This is a genomic window from Rahnella sp. CJA17(1/100) (assembly GCF_963881615.1).
In the GTDB taxonomy this organism is placed as follows: domain Bacteria; phylum Pseudomonadota; class Gammaproteobacteria; order Enterobacterales; family Enterobacteriaceae; genus Rahnella; species Rahnella aceris.
In genome coordinates this window covers 334,132-351,498 of sequence record NZ_CAWOJA010000022.1, presented here as the reverse complement: position 1 = coordinate 351,498, position 17,367 = coordinate 334,132, and the positions used below count along the sequence as shown (strand labels likewise).

Below are 17,367 nucleotides of genomic sequence, written 5' to 3'. Positions count from 1 at the left end.
GATAACAATCGCAGTTAACTTGAAAAAATTGATTCAGAGGCAGTTACAGAAAAACAGGCGGTGCGCGGGGTTGGGAATCCGTGAAAAACAGCGAAGGGATAAGACGTTGTATAACAGCGCGCGGAGGGGCACGGCTGGAAAAATCCAGCGACCAAAGCATCGGCATGGCCTGTAAATCGAGCATCGGTAAATGCACCAGCAGCACGCAATAACCGCAGGCAGCATCGCTCATTTCACCGGAAAGCATAGCTTTCACCGCATCCTGCGGCGCTGATTTACAGGCTTGCTTCTGACAATGTTCCATCGATGATGCGTGATGACCTGACATATTCATGTCAGCCATATCTGCATCCGGCATATCCATGTCCATATCGGACATCATCATGCCGGGCATCATCATATGCTGCGCACCCTCAGCCACCAGCGATTTAGAAATCACCGGCGCAATAAACAACATCAGGATCGCCACTATCCCGAGCCAGGTCGGAACATGCAGATGTCGATGATGGATGTGTCTGAGTGAGAGCATTATGTCAACAAGGTGAAAATAAGAAGCGGCGAAATTGTACCTGAATTGTTGAGAAACATATCCAAAATCATTCGAGTTGCATCAAGGCGGCGAGAGAATGAATCCTCAGGAGCTTACAAAAGTAAGTGACTGAGGTGAATGAACGAAGCCAGCGCAGAGACGGCCCGAAGGATGATGGATGTAAAAAAGCCCGCTCGGAAGCAGGCTTTTATTGACTGACTTAGCGACAGATTATTTGTCGTTTTTCAGCTTACGCATGACCAGCGTGGCGTTGGTGCCACCGAAGCCGAAGCTGTTGGACATCACAGTCGTCAGCTCGCGCTGAGTGGGTTTAGTGATGATGTCCATGCCTTCTGCCTGCTCATCGAGGTTCTCGATGTTGATGCTTGGCGCGATGAAGCCGTATTCAGCCATCAGCAAGGTATAGATCGCTTCCTGAACGCCTGCGGCACCCAGCGAGTGACCGGTCATGGCTTTGGTAGAAGACAGTGCCGGGGTTTTATCGCCGAACACTTCACGGATAGCGCCCAGTTCTTTCACGTCGCCGACCGGGGTAGAAGTCCCGTGCACGTTCACGTAATCGATTGGGGTATCCACGCCGTTCATTGCCATTTTCATGCAACGCACTGCGCCTTCACCAGATGGAGCCACCATGTCTGCGCCATCAGACGTTGCGCCGTAGCCAACGATTTCTGCGTAAATGTGCGCGCCACGTGCCAGAGCGTGTTCCAGCTCTTCGACAACAACCATACCGCCGCCGCCTGCGATAACGAAACCGTCACGCGCTTTGTCGTAGGTACGGGAAGCTTTGTCTGGTGTTTCGTTGTAGCTGGTGGACAGTGCGCCCATCGCGTCGAATTCGCACGCCATTTCCCAGCACAGCTCTTCACCGCCACCGGCAAACACCACGTCCTGTTTGCCCAGCTGAATCATTTCTACCGCGTTACCAATGCAGTGTGCAGAGGTGGCGCAGGCAGAACTGATGGAATAGTTAACACCACGAATTTTGAATGGGGTCGCAAGGCAGGCTGACACGCCGGAAGCCATCGCTTTGGTCACCATGTAAGGGCCAACGCCGCGCAGGCCTTTGGCACGCATACCGTCGGAGCCCGCAACCTGATTGCGCGGAGAACCGCCGCCGGAACCTGCAATCAGGCCGGTACGTTCGTTGGAAACCATTTCAGGGGTCAGACCAGAGTCTTCAATCGCCTGTTGCATGGAAAGGTAAGCGTAGATCGAGGCATCACTCATGAAACGCACAATCTTACGATCGATGAGGCCTGCGGTGTCTAATTTGACATCACCCCAGACGTGACTACGCATCCCGGCATCTTTCAGCTCTTGCGAGAAGGTGATCCCAGAGCGACCTTCCTGCAGAGATGCAAGAACTTCCTGCTTGTTGTTACCGATGCTCGAGATGATACCCAGGCCAGTAATCACTGCACGTTTCATTTAATACCTCTTGTACTATTCACCATTTGGGATTTCGTCACGCACTCTAGCGTACAGTTGTACGCCGAACAAGTCCGATCAGCAATTCCTTGTGTAAATCGTGGTAAATTTGCGCGGGTGCAAACGCAGCGTTAAACTCCGGCATCGCCTTGAACTGAGAGAGTTTCACGTGAGCCATAACCCGATCACGCCCGCTGAATTAAGCTGGAACGAACAGGGTACACCTGTTTCCCGACATTTTGATGACGTCTATTTTTCCAATCAGAACGGCCTGCTGGAAACGCGTCATGTTTTTCTCAATGGCAATCATTTTCCGGCGCGTTTTGCCGCTCACCCCCGCCAGTTGTGCATCATCGCCGAGACCGGTTTTGGCACCGGCCTGAACTTTCTGTCGCTGTGGCAAGCCTTCGATGCGTTCCGCGAGGCGCACCCCGACGCTGTGCTGCAACGCCTGCATTTCATCAGCTACGAGAAATTCCCGCTGTCTGCCCATGATCTGGCGACAGCGCACACACAATGGCCCGAACTCGCCGCGTATTCCGCGCAGCTTTGCGAACAATGGCCGATGGCCTTTTCCGGCTGTCACCGGCTGCTGCTGGCGGACGGGCGCATCACGCTTGATCTGTGGTTCGGCGATGTGACTACCCTGCTTCCGGCATGTGACACCAGTATGAATCAGCAGGTCGACGCCTGGTTTCTCGACGGATTTGCGCCTTCCAAAAACCCGGACATGTGGACGGAGGCGTTATTCCGTTCTATGGCGAAAATGACCCGCCCGCAGGGTACATTCGCCACTTTCACCGTGGCCGGTTTTGTCCGCCGCGGATTGCAGGACGCAGGTTTTGACATCAGCAAGGTGCCGGGATTCGGCGAAAAGCGGCATATGTTAGCCGGTGTGCTGCCGGCAAAAATTGATGTACCTCATCCCGCACCGTGGTATGTGCGCCCGGCGGCGAAAAATGCCACTGAATTCGCGCTTCTCGGCGGCGGCGTCGCCAGCGCGGTATTGTCGCTGGCGTTACTTCGCCGTGGCTTTGCGGTCACGCTGTATTGCGCCGATGAAAAACCGGCGCTCGGCGCTTCCGGTAACCGCCAGGGCGCGGTTTATCCGTTGCTTAATGGCCGCGGCGACACACTGGAAAACTTCTTTGCGCATGCCTTCACCTTCGCCCGCCGCCAGTATGCACAGCTTGAAAAGCGGGATGTGCCTTTCGATCACGGCTGGAGTGGCGTCACGCAACTGGGTTATGACGAAAAAAGTCAGGGCAAAATTGACGGCATTCTCACAGGCGGCTGGCCGGAAGCACTGGCGAAAGGGCTGAGTGAAGAAGATGTGGAAGCGTTGTGCGGATTGCCATGCGGCAGCGGCGGCGTGACGTATCCGCTCGGCGCGTGGCTGTGTCCGGCAGAACTGACGGCTTCGCTGATTGCGCTGGCCGAAACGCAGGGCTTGACGGTGCATTATCGCCAGCGCGCGACCGCATTAAATTTTGACGCAGATTCGCAGTGGGCGCTGACCTTTGCCGATGGCCATGTTGCCCGTCATCAGGCGGTAGTCCTGGCGAACGGTGCGGACATTACAGATTTCAGCCAGACCGAAAAACTGCCGGTTTACGCGGTCAGCGGTCAGGTTTCGCATATTCCGACCACACCGGCGCTGAGCAAGCTTAAACAGGTGCTGTGTTACGACGGCTATATGACGCCGGTCAGCCCGCAGAATCAGCATCATTGTATTGGCGCAAGCTATCACCGCGCCGACAAATGCACGGATTACCGTGAGGAGGATCAGCAGGAAAACCGCCAGCGTTTACTCAACTGTTTGCCGGATCAGCAATGGCCGCATGACGTGGATGTGAGTGAAGGCGAAGCGCGAAACGGCGTACGTTGCGCGACACGGGATCATCTGCCGATGATCGGCTCGGTGTCAGATTACGACGCATTGCTGGAAAGCTATAAAAAACTGGATCTGGATATTCAGCGTCATCGCCCGGTTGCAGAAGCGCCGGTGTATGAAAATCTGTTTCTGTTTGGCGCGCTCGGCTCACGCGGTCTGAGTTCCGCGCCGCTGGGTGCGGAAATTCTGGCGGCGCAGATTGCCGGTGAACCGCTGCCGCTCGACAGTGACACGCTGGCGGCACTGAATCCGAACCGGATGTGGGTCAGAAAACTGCTGAAAGGCCGCCCGGTCGAATCGCATTAACCCGCCACTTTTCAGGCAATAAAAAAGCGCAGCCGGTTAATCCGTCGCTGCGCTTTTTTTTACTGAAAAGAGATTACTGAGGGAGAGATGCCTGATACAGATTTTCCCACATCCCCTGCACCAGAAGCTGATCGCGCGGCGAAAGTTCACCGGCTTTGATGGCTTTGTCCAGACCGTCCTGAACACGGAGTTTCAACGCTTCGGCGGTGTGTTCACCGTTTTCTTCCGCTTCTGCTACGGCAACGGTCAGGTGGCCTCGCAGATAGCCACTGGCAAATAACTCATCGTCGCTGGCGCTTTCGACCATATCGTCGATTAGCGTTAAAATCCGCGTTTCAAATTCTGCGATCATTACTCTTCCTCTCGTGTTCAGTTCTTATTCGATCGGCTGCAATGCAGGGAAATCTGCAGGCGTCAACGGGGCCGTATTGTAAAACGATTGTAACGCTTTAATAAAGCGCGCCGGTCTTTCAGGGATACCCTGCTCCAGCATACGCAGCACTTCTTCGCGTACTTTGTTCTGGAAACCCACGCGGTCCGGCTCGCAATCGCCGCTGAGATTGTCACAGCTAACGTTGAAACGAAAACCCGCCGCTGCACAGAACAGCCATTCGTAAGATTGTGGTTTGACTTCCACTTTCTCGAATTCACTTTGTGTTTGCGCATCGCGGCCATCCGGGCAATACCAGTAGCCGAAATCAACCCGTTTACGGCGCTCAGCACCGGCCACGCACCAGTGGGAAATTTCATGCATGCCACTGGCGTAATAACCGTGTGCGAACACAATGCGGTTAAACGGTTCTTGTTCATCAGCAGGCAGATAGATCGGTTCGTCGTCGCCTTTCACTAAGCGAACATTAAATTCCTCAAAAAAGCAGGAATCAAAAATGTCGATCAGTTGATGATAGTTATGTGTTGCAGTCGAATCAGACATAATTGCAGTGAAACTCGTTAAAGTAAGATCAGGGGCGACAATATACCCCTGTTTAAACGCGTGTTTTCATGACTTCAGGCAAGCATTCTGCTGCTCCGGACATTATAAATGCAGGCTTAACCACTGATGAATTTCGGCACCATGATTGTCGTAAATCAGCTTGCAGCTCATCACCACGGAAACGATAACCACCATCGGGCGGATCATCCTCTGCCCCTTACTGAGCACCATACGTGCGCCCAGTCGTGCGCCGATAAACTGTCCGGCGGCCATGACAAATCCCAGCACCCAGATCACTTTTCCGCCCAGTATAAAGAAGATCAGCCCGCCCAGGTTTGAGGTAAAATTCAGGACTTTCGCATGTGCCGTGGCTTTTGCCAGGTTAAACCCGCATAACGTCACGAAGGCCAGCGCGTAGAAAGACCCTGCACCGGGACCAAAAAATCCATCATAGAAACCCACGCAACCGCCGCCCACCAGCGCATACGGCAGAGCATTTAAGCGCCTTGCCCGGTCACTTTCACCCAGACGCGGCGTCAGTAAAAAATATAAACCGATGCAGATGATCAGCAGCGGTAGCACCTGGCGCAACATGTCGGCGCGCAGATGCTGGATAAGGATCGCGCCGATCACCGAACCGGTAAAGGTACAGGCGATATTCAGCTTCTGATCGTTAAGGTCCACCACGCCACGCCGCACAAAGTAAAGACTGGCAGAGAAAGATCCGCCGATCGATGACAGCTTATTGGTGGCAATTGCCTGCGCCGGTGACACACCCGCCGCCAGCAGCGCTGGCAGGCTGATCAATCCGCCGCCACCTGCAATGGAATCAATGAAACCGGCAAACAGTGCAACGAAAAATAAAACAACCAAAACCCACGGGGCAACAATCAACCAGTCCATTTTTCTGTCAGCTCGCTATGCGTGACGAAGGGTGAGTAAAACGTATTAAAGAACGTGTTTATCCAGCAGCGCCTGACACGAAGGCGGCAACGGAGGCGGCTCTTTTTTCACAGGGATTCCGCTGCCCGGCTTGGGTGGCAGGAACCAGCTTTGCAGCTCAGCGCCACAGCCATCACCCGGAGGCGGCGGTGCCTGATTTTCACATTCGAGGTTACCGACCGGACAACGCAGACGAACGTGCATGTGCGCGCGATGACCAAACCACGGACGCACCTTATGCAGCCATTCACGATCCGTTCCGGCATCCAGACAAAGCTGTTGTTTGATGGCCGGATTGACGAAGATCCGTACCACGTCTTTATCTTGCGCTGCCATTTTGATCAGCGTTTCGATCCGTGGCTGCCACTGAGCTGGCACAATGGATTTACCGTTGGCGCTGACCAGATCGATAGGCTGCGGCTTGAGCAACATCTGTTCGCTCCAGCGCTGACGCGGCAGTTGCAGCCAGATGTCCACATCCAGCCCGGACTGATGACTGGCGTGACCACTGCTAAAGCGCCCGCCAGCCGGCATCGCCATATCCCCGACCAGCATGGTGCCCAGCCCTTTTTGCTGAGCCTGTGTGCCCAGACGGGTGATGAACGCCAGTAAATCCGGCTGGCCGAAATAGCGATGCTGATCGGTACGCATTACCTGATAGGCCGGAGAGTTCAGCGGCAGCGGCTGTGCGCCAACCTGACAACCATTGGCATAACTGCCAATCGCTTGCGGCGTGCCGGAAATGGGCTGGGTGATTTTCTGCCACGGCGTTACGGCTATGGCAGGTGCGCAAAGTGCAAGCGCCAGAAAACTGACGCAAACAGCACGAAACGCAGGAAGCGTGCGTAAAGGATTCATCAGATAAATTACCAGCGTGGCACGGTGGAGTGGACGTCGCCGTTCTGAGCACGCTGACGCAGTAAATGATCCATCAGCACAATCGCCATCATTGCTTCGGCAATCGGCACAGCGCGGATACCGACACACGGGTCATGGCGACCTTTGGTAATCATCTCGACCTGCTCGCCTTCGCGGTTAATCGTACGGCCGGGAACGGTAATGCTGGAAGTCGGTTTCAGCGCCAGATGCGCTACGACCGGCTGGCCGCTGCTGATCCCGCCAAGAATGCCGCCAGCGTGGTTGCTTTCGAAACCCTTCGGTGTGATTTCGTCACGATTTTCGCTGCCGCGTTTTGCGACAACCGCAAAACCGTCACCAATTTCAACGCCTTTCACCGCATTAATGCTCATCAGCGCGTGCGCCAGATCGGCATCCAGACGGTCAAACACCGGTTCACCAAGACCGACCGGCACGTGATCCGCCACGACGGTGATTTTGGCACCAATCGAATCGCCTTCTTTTTTCAGCGCACGCATCAGTTCATCCAGCGCTTCCAGCTTGCTTTCATCCGGGCAGAAGAACGGGTTGGTTTCTACCAGATCCCAGTCTTTCAGTTCGCAGGTGATATCGCCCATTTGCGACATATACCCGCGCACTTTAACGCCGAATTTTTCCAGCAGATATTTCTTGGCAACCGCACCTGCGGCCACGCGCATCGCGGTTTCACGGGCAGACGAACGACCGCCGCCACGGTAATCGCGCACGCCGTATTTTTGCTCGTAGGTGTAATCGGCATGTCCCGGACGGAACACGTCTTTGATCGCGCTGTAATCCTGCGAACGCTGATCGGTATTCTGGATAATCAGACCGATGCTGGTGCCGGTGGTCACGCCTTCAAACACGCCCGAAAGAATTTTCACTTCGTCGGCTTCGCGGCGCTGCGTGGTGTAACGCGAGGTGCCCGGACGACGACGGTCGAGATCGTGTTGCAGGTCTGCTTCGGTCAGCGAAATGCCCGGCGGCACGCCGTCAATAATACAGCCCAGTGCCACACCGTGGGATTCGCCAAAAGTAGTGACGCGGAAAAACTGCCCAATACTGTTCCCTGCCATCACGGCTCCTTAACCATTATGTTGATTGTTTTCTGAATGACCGGCACAACACCGGTCATGATTGTCATCGATGACGGGTATATCAGTCGCGGTATGCGCGGAACTCTTCGGCACAATCGACGAGCTGCTGTTTAGTCAGCATAAAGACACCGTCGCCGCCGTTTTCAAATTCCAGCCAGGTGAACGGGATCTGAGGATACTGTTCCATCAGATGCACCATGCTGTTACCCACTTCGCAAATCAATACGCCGTTATCGGTCAGGTAATCCGGCGCGCAGGCCAGAATGCGGCGGGTCAGTTTCAGACCGTCGCTGCCGGAAGCCAGACCCAGAACCGGCTCGTGGCGGTATTCCTGCGGCAAATCTGACATGTCTTCTTCGTCCACATACGGCGGATTGGTGACAATCAGGTCGTATTGCAGCGGCGGCAATTCGCGGAACAGGTCAGAGCGGATTGGCGTGACCCAGTTCTCGATACCGTGCGTGTCGATATTGCGCTCCGCCACGGCCAGCGCGTCGGCAGAAATGTCGACGGCATCGACTTCGGTTTCAGGGAACGCGTAAGCGCAGGCAATGGCAATGCAGCCGCTGCCGGTACACATATCCAGAATGTGTTGGGGCTGTTCGCTCAGAATGCCGGAAAACCGGTTGCTGATCAGCTCACCAATTGGCGAACGGGGCACCAGTACACGTTCATCGACATAGAATTCCATGTCACAGAACCAGGCTTTGTTAGTCAGATAGGCAACCGGAACACGCTCATTAACGCGGCGGATGACTCGTTCAACAATGCGGTGGCGCTCGCTGGATGTCAGGCGCGCGGTGTGCATATCTTCAGGAATGTCCAGCGGCAAAAACACGCTTGGCAAGACCAGTTGCACTGCTTCGTCCCACGGATTATCGGTGCCGTGACCGTAATAGACATTGGCCGCGTTCAGGCGGCTGACGGTCCAGCGCAGCATATCCTGAATGGTATGCAGTTCACTGACAGCTTCGTCGACGAAAATTTTGTCCAATTTTATTCTCCAGGCAGTGCACGGGTTTTTAACAGACGTTTAACCCATTATTTGCCGCATAGTTTGCCACGAAGCCTGCCACAAATCAGCAGCTAGTCAACGCACTTGCGCGATGTCTCGAAGAATTTAACCCTGAGTTTTCTTTAAACCGCAGGGGGACGGAAGGTACACTGTCTGTATTGAACGAAAATGACGATAAAAAAATGAAGAAAAAACACCTGCTCAGCCCCGAGGAAGCGGCGTTATTCCGCGAGGCTGTTCCGGGCATCAAGCGCCTGAAAAACGATACGATTACTCACCGCCCGCTACGGAAAAAGGTATCAGAACTGTCGCCTAAAAAGCTGATTCAGGAACAGGTGGACGCGAGTTATTATTTTTCCGATGAATTCCAGCCGATGTTGCAGGAAGAAGGTCCGGTTCGCCATATCCGGCCTGACGTCAGTCATTTCGAATTGAAAAAATTGCGCCGCGGGGATTATTCGCCCGAACTGTTTCTGGATTTACATGGTTTAACACAGAAAGAAGCTAAGCAGGAACTGGGCGCGCTGATCGCCGCCTGCCGCCGCGAACATGTGCATTGCGCCTGCGTAATGCACGGTCACGGCAAACATATTCTCAAGCAGCAAACTCCGCTGTGGCTGGCACAGCATCCTGATGTCGAGGCCTTCCATCAGGCCCCAAAAGAGTTCGGCGGCAACGCTGCTTTGCTGGTGCTGGTGGAGCTGGACGACAAAATCAGCTAACCGCGAACTCAACACCGATATCCAGAAACGAGAAAGGCACAGCAGAAGCTGTGCCTTTCTTTGTTTAGTTTTCCGTCCCGGAAAACTAAACCTTAGCCATCACCTGGCATGGGCTGAACTGCCAGTCGAAAGTCCCCTGCCCGGTTTCACCGTTCAGTTCAACACTTGCCATCGCGGAAGTGGCGAACATTGGGGGGCAAACACCCGGACACAGCTCTGCCACCAGATAACCGACCAGCGGTAGGTGAGATACCACCAGTACCGCGCTGACGCCGGTCAGCGCCAGATGCTGCAGTTCACTGGCGACCACGGCAGGATCTCCGCCCGGTGTCAGTTCTTTCAGAATATCAATCTCAACGTTTTCAGGCAGCGCCAGACACTGGCGCACTTTTTCAAGCGTCTGCTGCGCACGCAGGTACGGACTGACCAGAACGCGGTCAATTTTGACGCCACGGCCATTCAGCCAGGCAGCCATATGTACTGATTCGTCACATCCGCATTCGCTTAAGGGGCGAACTGAATCGCTTGCAGCTTCGAGAACTGCATCACCGTGACGCATGATTACAACTTGCATATTGCACCGCTTTTGTTAACAAAAATAGCGCCATACAGAAACGCCTTGCGTGCTGTATTACCCATTGCCCAGCATTTCAATCACTGTCTGATTGATGTCTCTCATTACAAGATAGCTGTCAGGCAGTACATCCACTTAACGCGCTGTGCCCACATGCTTTGCATGGTAAGCATCAGCGGTCGGGCATTTTGCCTGAAACTTCACGTAAAGAAAACGCTGTTTTTTACACCAACCCTTACCGCTTGTAAACTATTCAGGCGATTTTTTAACCACTCAGGTTGTAGATCAATCGCTTGGGATTGTTTCTGTACAAAGTCATTCCCACCATAAAAAAGATCCCGCGGGCATTTGTCTGACTGCAAGCATGAAGCATGATCCGTTCCAGATTCTCGCGAAACTCAGCAATAAGCAGTGACCACAATCACACTTTACTGACCTTATCGCCTGTCCCGCTATCTGAACAGAACCGTTCTCCCTGATGCGCCCGACGTAATAGCCCTTCGCATGGGGTGAAGCGCTCACCATACTGATGCGCCAGTCGCTCCAGTGTCTTCACCACACTGGCGATGCCCAACTGGTCCATGTAACGGAACGGTCCCCCAAGGAATGGCGGGAAGCCAATTCCGAACACGGCACCAAGATCGCCATCCCGCGCACTGCGGATCACGTTTTCATCCAGACAACGTACGGCTTCGTTGAGCATCAGCATCACACAACGGTGGGCGATCTCATCTTCTGATTGCTGCACTTTTGGCGTGACATTCAGCAGACGGTAAATCGCCGGATCGACCTGTTTCTTCTTCGTCGCCCGCCCTTTCTGCCCGTAAAGGTAGAAACCTTTACCGTTCTTACGCCCTTTTCGGTCGTCTTTCAGCACTGCATCAAAACCGGAGGGTGCGGCAAAACGCTCACCAAAAGCGTCCACCAGAATCGGACCAATTTTTGTGCCGACATCAATGCCCACTTCATCCAGCAACTGGATGGGCCCGACCGGGAAACCAAAATTCACCAGCGCTTTGTCGATGTGATCGACCGGTTCACCAGCCAGTAAGCAACGCGCCGCTTCATTGATGTAAGGCGCAAGAATGCGGTTTACGTAGAATCCGGCACTGTCGCCCACCACAATCGCCGTTTTCCCCTGTTTCCTGGCCAGCGAGACCGTTGTCGAAATCGTCTGCGCACTGGTGCCCGCATGCGGGATCACTTCCACCAGCGGCATTTTATCCACCGGGCTGAAATAGTGCAGTCCGATCACCTGTTCCGGCCTGTCAGCCTGCTCTGCAATCTTATGAATGGGCAGAGAAGAGGTGTTTGAGGCAAAAATCGTATGGGGGGCAGCATTTTTCTCGATTTCTGCCACCATGGCTTGCTTGAGCGATAAATCCTCAAACACCGCTTCCACCACGATATCAATCTGCGCAAAACCGCTGTAATCCGTGGTGCCGGAAATCAGCATCATCTGCCGTTGCTGTTCGTTGCGGGTCAGCCTGCGGCCTCGCACCTTTTTCTCCAGCAAATCCCAGCTGTATTTCAGGGCATGACGGATGCCTTCGTGATTAATGTCTTTAATACGCACCGGCAGACCGGCTTTGGTGGCAGTCACATTCGCGATACCGCCGCCCATTAGGCCACCACCGAGAATACCTGCACGGCGAACCGGCAAGGGTTCGGCATCGCCACCCTTTTCTTTTTTCAGCGCGGTGGAAGCGAAAAACAGGCCGCGCAATGCTGCAGATTCCGGCGTCATCACCAGCTCGCCAAAGGCTTTAGCTTCCGCCTGATAGCCGCTACCACTGCCCTGATCCAGCCCGGTTTTCACCACATCTATGATTTTTTCGGTGGCAGGATAATTGCCGTGCGTTTTTGCCCGCGTCTGTTTGCGCACAAAATGGAACAGCAAACTTTTGCCCAACGGGCCACCGGCCAGACGCGCCTGCCACGGCAATGGCGGACGTGATTTACGTCCTTTTGCCACACGTTCCAGCGCCGTTTGCAGCAAAATAGAATACGGTACTGCGTCATCCACCAGCCCCATTCTCAGCGCCTGCTTCGCGCGAACACTGCGACCGGTTAACATCAACTCCAGCGCTTTAGGCGCGCCGATAAGCCGCGGAAGCCGCTGCGTCCCCCCGGAACCCGGCAGTAAACCCAGTTGTACTTCCGGCAGGCCGAGTTGCGTTTTTTCATCCAGCGAACACACGCGGGCATGGCACGCCAGCGCCAGTTCCAGACCACCGCCGAGACAGCTACCATGAATGGCCGCCACCACCGGCACGGAAAAGGACGCAATCTGCGACATCACCGTCTGGCCTTTTTGCGCCAGTTCACTGGCTTCGGCAGCGGTCCGGCAACCGGAAATCATCGTGATATCCGCACCGGCAATGAACGAGTCCGGTTTGCCGGAAATCAGCACCAGACCTTTCAGATTGGGATACTGCTGCGCTTTTTGCAAAATGGCACAGATTTGCTGAGCAAATTCAGCCCTTAAGGTATTCACTTTTTCACCGGGAACATCGATGGTGATAATCCCCACGTGTTCAGCAGTAAACATCAGAGAAAAAGCAGAAGCCGGTTCGGCAGCTTCCGTATCTGCCGGATTCAGATTTTCCATATTATCTCTCATTGCGCAGCCTCCAGAATCATTGCCGCACCCAGGCCGCCCGCTGCGCAAGCCGTCGTCAGTCCGTAACGGCCTCCCCGACGGCGTAATTCGTGCAGCGTTTGCGTAATCATGCGTGCGCCAGTGGCCGCAAAAGGATGTCCGTAGGCCAGTGAACCGCCCAGAACATTGAATTTATCCCAGTCTATTTCGCCAACTGCCTGACTGCGGCCGAGTTTTTCGCGGGCGAATTCATCACTGGCTAACATTTTGATATTCGCCAGCGTCTGCGCGGCAAACGCTTCGTGCATATCGATAAGATCCAAATCACCCAGCGTCAGCCCTGCGCGGTCCAGCGCCAGCGGCGTGGCATAAGCAGGCCCGAGAAGCATATCTTCCCAGACGTCGATGGCAGCAAATGCGAAACTTTTCAGGTAGCCGAGAGGTTCAAGGCCCAGTTCACGCGCACGGGATTCGCTCATCATTAATACCGCCGCCGCGCCGTCAGTCAGCGGCGTGCTGGTGGCAGCGGTAACGGTGCCATGTTTGCGGTCAAACGCCGGACGTAATTTGGCGTACTGGCTGATTTCAGAATTCAGGCGGATGTTGTTGTCTTTTTGCAGCACTTCGCGGTAAGGCGGAATCTGCGCTGCCATCACCTGCGAGCTTAAATAATCTTGCTCCCACGCCTGCGCAGCCAGCGTATGAGAACGGTGCGCCAGCTCATCCTGCTGCGCACGGCTGATATTGTGGCTTTTCGCCATCTGCTCAGCGGTATCACCCATGCGCAGACCGGTAGAATATTCGGCTACTGCCGGCGGCACCGGCAATAAATCACGCAGTTTCAGTTTGCTGAAAATGGAAAGGCGCTGCGACAGAGTGCGCGCTTTATTAACATCCACCAGGGCGCGGGCGAGACGTTTGCTGACGCCAATCGGCAGTACTGAAGAAGAATCCGCTCCGCCTGCGATCCCGACCTGCACCATGCCGCTCATAATGCTTTCAGCCACGTTGGCGACCGCCTGAAAACTGGTGGCGCAGGCACGTGAAACGCTGTACGCATCGGTCGACACATTCATGCCGGTGCCGAGCACAATTTCGCGGGCGATATTCGGCGCTTCCGGCATCTGGACTACCTGGCCGAAAACCAGCTGGTCGATGTGCTTCGGGTCTATCCCACTTTTTGCCAGCAGCTCACTGACCACAATTTTGCCGAGATCGACAGCAGGAATGCCGTGATAAGCGGTGGCCTGTTTGGCAAACGGCGTGCGCAAACCGTCGACAATCGCAATGCGATCGCCCTCACGCGTCACCAGTGGAATAACGTTATTCATACAAGCTCCTGAGAAAAATAGGGTCCTAAGAGGTCAGACCTGATAACTCAGTTTTAACCATGTATTTACATTTGGCAAAGTGAAAGGCAATGAAGTGCGAGCAACAGCAAATTTTTCTGAAATAAGAATGAGAAGACAGGCGGCAGGCAGAAATAGCAGACAAAAAAATACCGCTTATTTAAGCGGTATTTATTATCCAGACGGGGATTAACGCAGCCCGAGCTGGAAGATCATGGTTTCAGCCTGACAGCTGAAAGTGAAATCGATATTCAGTTCAACACCGCCTTCCACTTTTTCGATACGGCTGTTGATTTCGCATGGCTCAGATTCCACGCCGCGGGCACGTTCGGTCAGGGCTTGCAGGGTTTCTTTCGCCTGGGCTTCGGTTTCGAAAACGCGGCTGTAAGAAGCAGTGCAATCAGTGTTGTCCATGATGGTACCCACATCTACACAACAGCAGGCTGCGGTTTCTTCCGCACCACATTTGTTGATGGAATGCAGAGGTTGAGTGGATTTAGAGGACATGGTTACGTCAGACATAATTTCTCCCCGGCACCAACGGCAACATCCACCGTCTGGCCTGTTTGCGAATAAAGTTTTATTTCCAGCCTGTATTTTACGCCACCTCTCTGACAACACACTAGCACTTACTTATTATGTGCCTTTCAGGTGATCCAGATCACGTATATGTAAGTAATCGATGATTACAGCGTTATTGTTCTCACTTTAACGTTTCTTAATTGAACTTTTATTGTTTGTTTTTTGTTAAGCAGATCCAATTTCTTGCATCAAATAAGAAATATCAACGAAACATTATTGCAACTTCACCACAGGTCAGACCTATACTTCGCTCACTGGTCTGATTTGTCAGACTGATAACGGACCCTACAATCCCGCGCTCATTGTTACTCCATGTAACATTGTTTGATAAAAAACATAAAATTGAGGTTTTGGTCATGAACCAGAAAAACCTGTTTAAAAGATCAGCTCTGGCAGCTGCAGTGGCAATTGTTTCCTCCAACGTATATGCAGCAGGTTTTCAGTTAAATGAATATACCGCTGCGGGTTTAGGTCGCTCTTTCTCCGGTGAAGGTGCCATCGCTGACACCGCGGCATCCGGGAGCCGTAACCCGGCAACCATGACCATGTTTGATCGTCCTTCCTTCTCCGCGGGCGCGATTTATATCGACCCAGATGTCAAAGTGACGGGCAACTCGCCGGTTACAGGTCAGAGCACTGATGCGGATAACATTGCACCGAATCAGTGGGTACCGAACCTGCACTTTATTATGCCGCTCAATGATCAATGGGCCGTCGGTGCATCGGCTACGTCAAACTACGGTCTGGCGACAGAATTCAGCGATAATTATCCGGCAGGCCCGATCGGCGGCGAAACTGACCTCACTACCGTCAACACTAACTTAAGCGTTGCTTACCGTTTGAACCAGCATTTCAGCTTCGGCCTGGGCTTTGATGCCGTTTACGCGAAAGCAAAAATCCGTCGTACTGCCGGTGAACTGGTGCCGATTAAAACCGGCGGCCTGCTGCCAGCCGATACTGAAGCCGCCAAGCTGAAAGGCAACGAGTGGGGCTACGGCTGGAACGCCGGTATCCTTTATGAAGTCGATGACAATAACCGTTACGGCTTTACTTATCGCTCAGAAGTTAAAATCGACTTCGACGGCGAATACCGCAACGGCATTCCGAAAGCCTTAGGCGGGACTGGCGGTCAAACTGTTCCGGGTTCCCTGACCCTGAACCTGCCAGAAATGTGGGAAGTGTCTGGTTATAACCGTGTGGCACCGAAATGGGCGATTCACTACAGCCTGGCTTACACCAGCTGGAGCCAGTTCCAGGAGCTGAAAGCCACCGGTTCTAACGGCCAGACGCTGTTCCAGAAAGATGAAGGCTTTCATGATGCTTACCGCATCGCGTTGGGTACCACCTACTACTACGACGATAACTGGACGTTCCGTACCGGTATCGCCTTTGATGACAGCCCGGTTCCGGCAGATAACCGCACCATTTCTATCCCGGATCAGGATCGCTTCTGGATTTCAGCCGGTACCACTTACGCCTTCAATAAAGACGCATCTGTGGACGTCGGCGTCTCCTATATGCATGGCCAGACGGTGAACATCAGTGAGAAAGTCGCTGATGGTGTACCGAATTACGAATACCAGGCCAAAGGGACCGCCATGCTGTACGGCGCGAACTTTAACTACAGCTTCTGATGAACTGAGTGATATGCCTGATATAAAAAAAGCGCCGGAAGGCGCTTTTTTTGTGTGTCCGGAACGGTTATTCCGAGTCGATATCTTTCAGGTCGCCCTGAATCAGTGCGGCGTTCGGGTTTTCCTGCGGCATCAGCTGACCGCCTCTTGCCAGGAAATCATGACGCTGGAAGTAAGCCTCACGTATAAACAGATACGGATCAGAAGAGTTACGGATCAGGCCATCAGAATCGAGCAGTTCTGCACGGGTTTCCACCCCTTCCAGTACCCATTTACCGGCTGACATCCAGAATGTCAGATAGCTGAGCATCGGATACAAATCATCAACCAGATCACCACCTTCATCACGAATTGTCGCGCTGCCGTAACCTGGCAGAACCACATACGGGCCGTAACCCACGCCGTAATGGCCAAGCGTGCTGCCAAAGCCCTGCGCCTCTTCACGCGCCAGTTTCGGGTTCGCCATCCCGGCGACGTCGATCAGTCCCCCCATCCCTAAAATGGTGTTCAGGAAGAAGCGGTTAAAGTGGATCGCTGCACGGTACGGATCGCCTTTCAGCAAGGAGTTAACCATGCTGGCCGGTTCATCCAGGTTGCTCAGGAAGTTGCTGGTACCGTTACGCGCCGGTTGCGGCACGTAATCACGCCACGCCACCGCGACAGGGCGCACAAGATACGGATCCATATAGTTATAGTTGAAGTCGAACATCACCCGGTTGAAACCTTCGAGCGGATCAGAACGTCCCTGCTGTTCGCTGTCCGATGATCCGGATGTGCCGGCACAACCGACCAGTAAAACTGTCGCAAACGCCAGCCCAGTCAGGCGTAAGTTCATGGATATCTCCCTGTTTTTGATCGT

General features: G+C 53.8%; 16 protein-coding genes. 3 read left to right on the top strand and 13 right to left on the bottom strand.

The genetic code is table 11. The features are described 5' to 3' along the window. Nucleotides 1-43: 43 nt before the first annotated feature. Both AACU55_RS13125 and fabB read right to left on the bottom strand, forming a co-directional pair. The gene (locus AACU55_RS13125; RefSeq protein WP_134705592.1) at nucleotides 44-529 is read right to left on the bottom strand and encodes a DUF2946 domain-containing protein; all 486 of its coding nucleotides are present in this window, start codon (nucleotides 527-529) and stop codon (nucleotides 44-46) included. A gap of 231 nt (nucleotides 530-760) precedes the next feature. After that, a complete protein-coding gene (fabB, locus tag AACU55_RS13120) occupies nucleotides 761-1,981 on the bottom strand; it encodes a beta-ketoacyl-ACP synthase I (protein ID WP_013574545.1) in 1,221 nt (406 codons plus the stop codon). A gap of 169 nt (nucleotides 1,982-2,150) precedes the next feature. On the opposite strand from fabB, the gene mnmC reads away from it, so the two are divergent. After that, nucleotides 2,151-4,181, top strand: coding sequence for a bifunctional tRNA (5-methylaminomethyl-2-thiouridine)(34)-methyltransferase MnmD/FAD-dependent 5-carboxymethylaminomethyl-2-thiouridine(34) oxidoreductase MnmC (mnmC, locus tag AACU55_RS13115; RefSeq protein WP_134705591.1), 2,031 nt, complete (start codon nucleotides 2,151-2,153; stop codon nucleotides 4,179-4,181). A gap of 73 nt (nucleotides 4,182-4,254) precedes the next feature. Here the strand turns inward: mnmC and AACU55_RS13110 are convergent, their stop codons facing one another. The 6 genes from AACU55_RS13110 to prmB all read right to left on the bottom strand — a co-directional run bounded on the left by AACU55_RS13110 (nucleotide 4,255) and on the right by prmB (nucleotide 9,024). Further along, a complete protein-coding gene (locus tag AACU55_RS13110) occupies nucleotides 4,255-4,533 on the bottom strand; it encodes a YfcL family protein (RefSeq protein WP_013574543.1) in 279 nt (92 codons plus the stop codon). Between the two features lie 24 nt (nucleotides 4,534-4,557). Next, entirely contained in the window at nucleotides 4,558-5,115 is a 558-nt protein-coding gene (locus AACU55_RS13105; RefSeq protein ID WP_013574542.1) for an elongation factor P hydroxylase, read from the bottom strand. Nucleotides 5,116-5,217: 102 nt separating this feature from the next. Beyond that, a complete protein-coding gene (locus AACU55_RS13100; RefSeq protein WP_037036237.1) occupies nucleotides 5,218-6,018 on the bottom strand; it encodes a sulfite exporter TauE/SafE family protein in 801 nt (266 codons plus the stop codon). Between the two features lie 45 nt (nucleotides 6,019-6,063). Next, nucleotides 6,064-6,915, bottom strand: coding sequence for a penicillin-insensitive murein endopeptidase (gene mepA, locus AACU55_RS13095; protein ID WP_134705590.1), 852 nt, complete (start codon nucleotides 6,913-6,915; stop codon nucleotides 6,064-6,066). An 8-nt stretch (nucleotides 6,916-6,923) separates the two neighbouring features. Continuing rightward, nucleotides 6,924-8,009: a chorismate synthase gene (aroC, locus tag AACU55_RS13090; RefSeq protein WP_013574539.1), complete on the bottom strand. Its 1,086-nt coding sequence runs from the start codon at nucleotides 8,007-8,009 to the stop codon at nucleotides 6,924-6,926. A gap of 82 nt (nucleotides 8,010-8,091) precedes the next feature. After that, complete coding sequence (gene prmB, locus AACU55_RS13085) at nucleotides 8,092-9,024, bottom strand: 50S ribosomal protein L3 N(5)-glutamine methyltransferase (protein WP_013574538.1); 933 nt, start codon at nucleotides 9,022-9,024, stop codon at nucleotides 8,092-8,094. A gap of 203 nt (nucleotides 9,025-9,227) precedes the next feature. Between prmB and smrB the strand changes: the two genes are divergently transcribed. After that, the gene (gene smrB / locus AACU55_RS13080) at nucleotides 9,228-9,767 is read left to right on the top strand and encodes an endonuclease SmrB (protein WP_013574537.1); all 540 of its coding nucleotides are present in this window, start codon (nucleotides 9,228-9,230) and stop codon (nucleotides 9,765-9,767) included. Between the two features lie 85 nt (nucleotides 9,768-9,852). Here smrB and sixA read toward each other — a convergent pair whose 3' ends face one another. From sixA to AACU55_RS13060, 4 genes are all read right to left on the bottom strand, one after another. Continuing rightward, the gene (sixA, locus tag AACU55_RS13075; RefSeq protein WP_013574536.1) at nucleotides 9,853-10,341 is read right to left on the bottom strand and encodes a phosphohistidine phosphatase SixA; all 489 of its coding nucleotides are present in this window, start codon (nucleotides 10,339-10,341) and stop codon (nucleotides 9,853-9,855) included. Between the two features lie 421 nt (nucleotides 10,342-10,762). Continuing rightward, a complete protein-coding gene (gene fadJ, locus AACU55_RS13070; protein ID WP_134705589.1) occupies nucleotides 10,763-12,964 on the bottom strand; it encodes a fatty acid oxidation complex subunit alpha FadJ in 2,202 nt (733 codons plus the stop codon). After that, nucleotides 12,961-14,274 carry an acetyl-CoA C-acyltransferase FadI gene (gene fadI / locus AACU55_RS13065; RefSeq protein WP_037036242.1) on the bottom strand — a complete coding sequence of 438 codons (1,314 nt, stop codon included), beginning with the start codon at nucleotides 14,272-14,274 and terminating at the stop codon, nucleotides 12,961-12,963. Before fadI ends, fadJ begins: the two co-directional genes overlap by 4 nt. Nucleotides 14,275-14,481: 207 nt before the next feature. After that, entirely contained in the window at nucleotides 14,482-14,814 is a 333-nt protein-coding gene (locus AACU55_RS13060) for a YfcZ/YiiS family protein (protein WP_134705588.1), read from the bottom strand. 416 nt (nucleotides 14,815-15,230) lie between these two features. On the opposite strand from AACU55_RS13060, the gene fadL reads away from it, so the two are divergent. Next, the gene (fadL, locus tag AACU55_RS13055) at nucleotides 15,231-16,508 is read left to right on the top strand and encodes a long-chain fatty acid transporter FadL (protein ID WP_037036244.1); all 1,278 of its coding nucleotides are present in this window, start codon (nucleotides 15,231-15,233) and stop codon (nucleotides 16,506-16,508) included. A gap of 67 nt (nucleotides 16,509-16,575) precedes the next feature. On the opposite strand, the gene mlaA is transcribed toward fadL, so the two are convergent. Beyond that, nucleotides 16,576-17,343: a phospholipid-binding lipoprotein MlaA gene (gene mlaA, locus AACU55_RS13050; protein ID WP_013574531.1), complete on the bottom strand. Its 768-nt coding sequence runs from the start codon at nucleotides 17,341-17,343 to the stop codon at nucleotides 16,576-16,578. Nucleotides 17,344-17,367 lie beyond the last annotated feature (24 nt).

Excerpts from the sequence above, each read along its gene's own strand:
- AACU55_RS13125 (WP_134705592.1), bottom strand. The coding sequence starts at position 529 with ATGCTCTCACTCAGACACATCCATCATCGACATCTGCATGTTCCGACC.
- fadI (WP_037036242.1), bottom strand. The coding sequence starts at position 14,274 with ATGAATAACGTTATTCCACTGGTGACGCGTGAGGGCGATCGCATTGCG.
- mlaA (WP_013574531.1), bottom strand. The coding sequence starts at position 17,343 with ATGAACTTACGCCTGACTGGGCTGGCGTTTGCGACAGTTTTACTGGTC.
- fabB (WP_013574545.1), bottom strand. The coding sequence starts at position 1,981 with ATGAAACGTGCAGTGATTACTGGCCTGGGTATCATCTCGAGCATCGGT.
- mepA (WP_134705590.1), bottom strand. The coding sequence starts at position 6,915 with ATGAATCCTTTACGCACGCTTCCTGCGTTTCGTGCTGTTTGCGTCAGT.
- fadJ (WP_134705589.1), bottom strand. The coding sequence starts at position 12,964 with ATGAGAGATAATATGGAAAATCTGAATCCGGCAGATACGGAAGCTGCC.
- AACU55_RS13060 (WP_134705588.1), bottom strand. The coding sequence starts at position 14,814 with ATGTCTGACGTAACCATGTCCTCTAAATCCACTCAACCTCTGCATTCC.
- AACU55_RS13105 (WP_013574542.1), bottom strand. The coding sequence starts at position 5,115 with ATGTCTGATTCGACTGCAACACATAACTATCATCAACTGATCGACATT.
- aroC (WP_013574539.1), bottom strand. The coding sequence starts at position 8,009 with ATGGCAGGGAACAGTATTGGGCAGTTTTTCCGCGTCACTACTTTTGGC.
- sixA (WP_013574536.1), bottom strand. The coding sequence starts at position 10,341 with ATGCAAGTTGTAATCATGCGTCACGGTGATGCAGTTCTCGAAGCTGCA.
- AACU55_RS13100 (WP_037036237.1), bottom strand. The coding sequence starts at position 6,018 with ATGGACTGGTTGATTGTTGCCCCGTGGGTTTTGGTTGTTTTATTTTTC.
- fadL (WP_037036244.1), top strand. The coding sequence starts at position 15,231 with ATGAACCAGAAAAACCTGTTTAAAAGATCAGCTCTGGCAGCTGCAGTG.
- smrB (WP_013574537.1), top strand. The coding sequence starts at position 9,228 with ATGAAGAAAAAACACCTGCTCAGCCCCGAGGAAGCGGCGTTATTCCGC.
- AACU55_RS13110 (WP_013574543.1), bottom strand. The coding sequence starts at position 4,533 with ATGATCGCAGAATTTGAAACGCGGATTTTAACGCTAATCGACGATATG.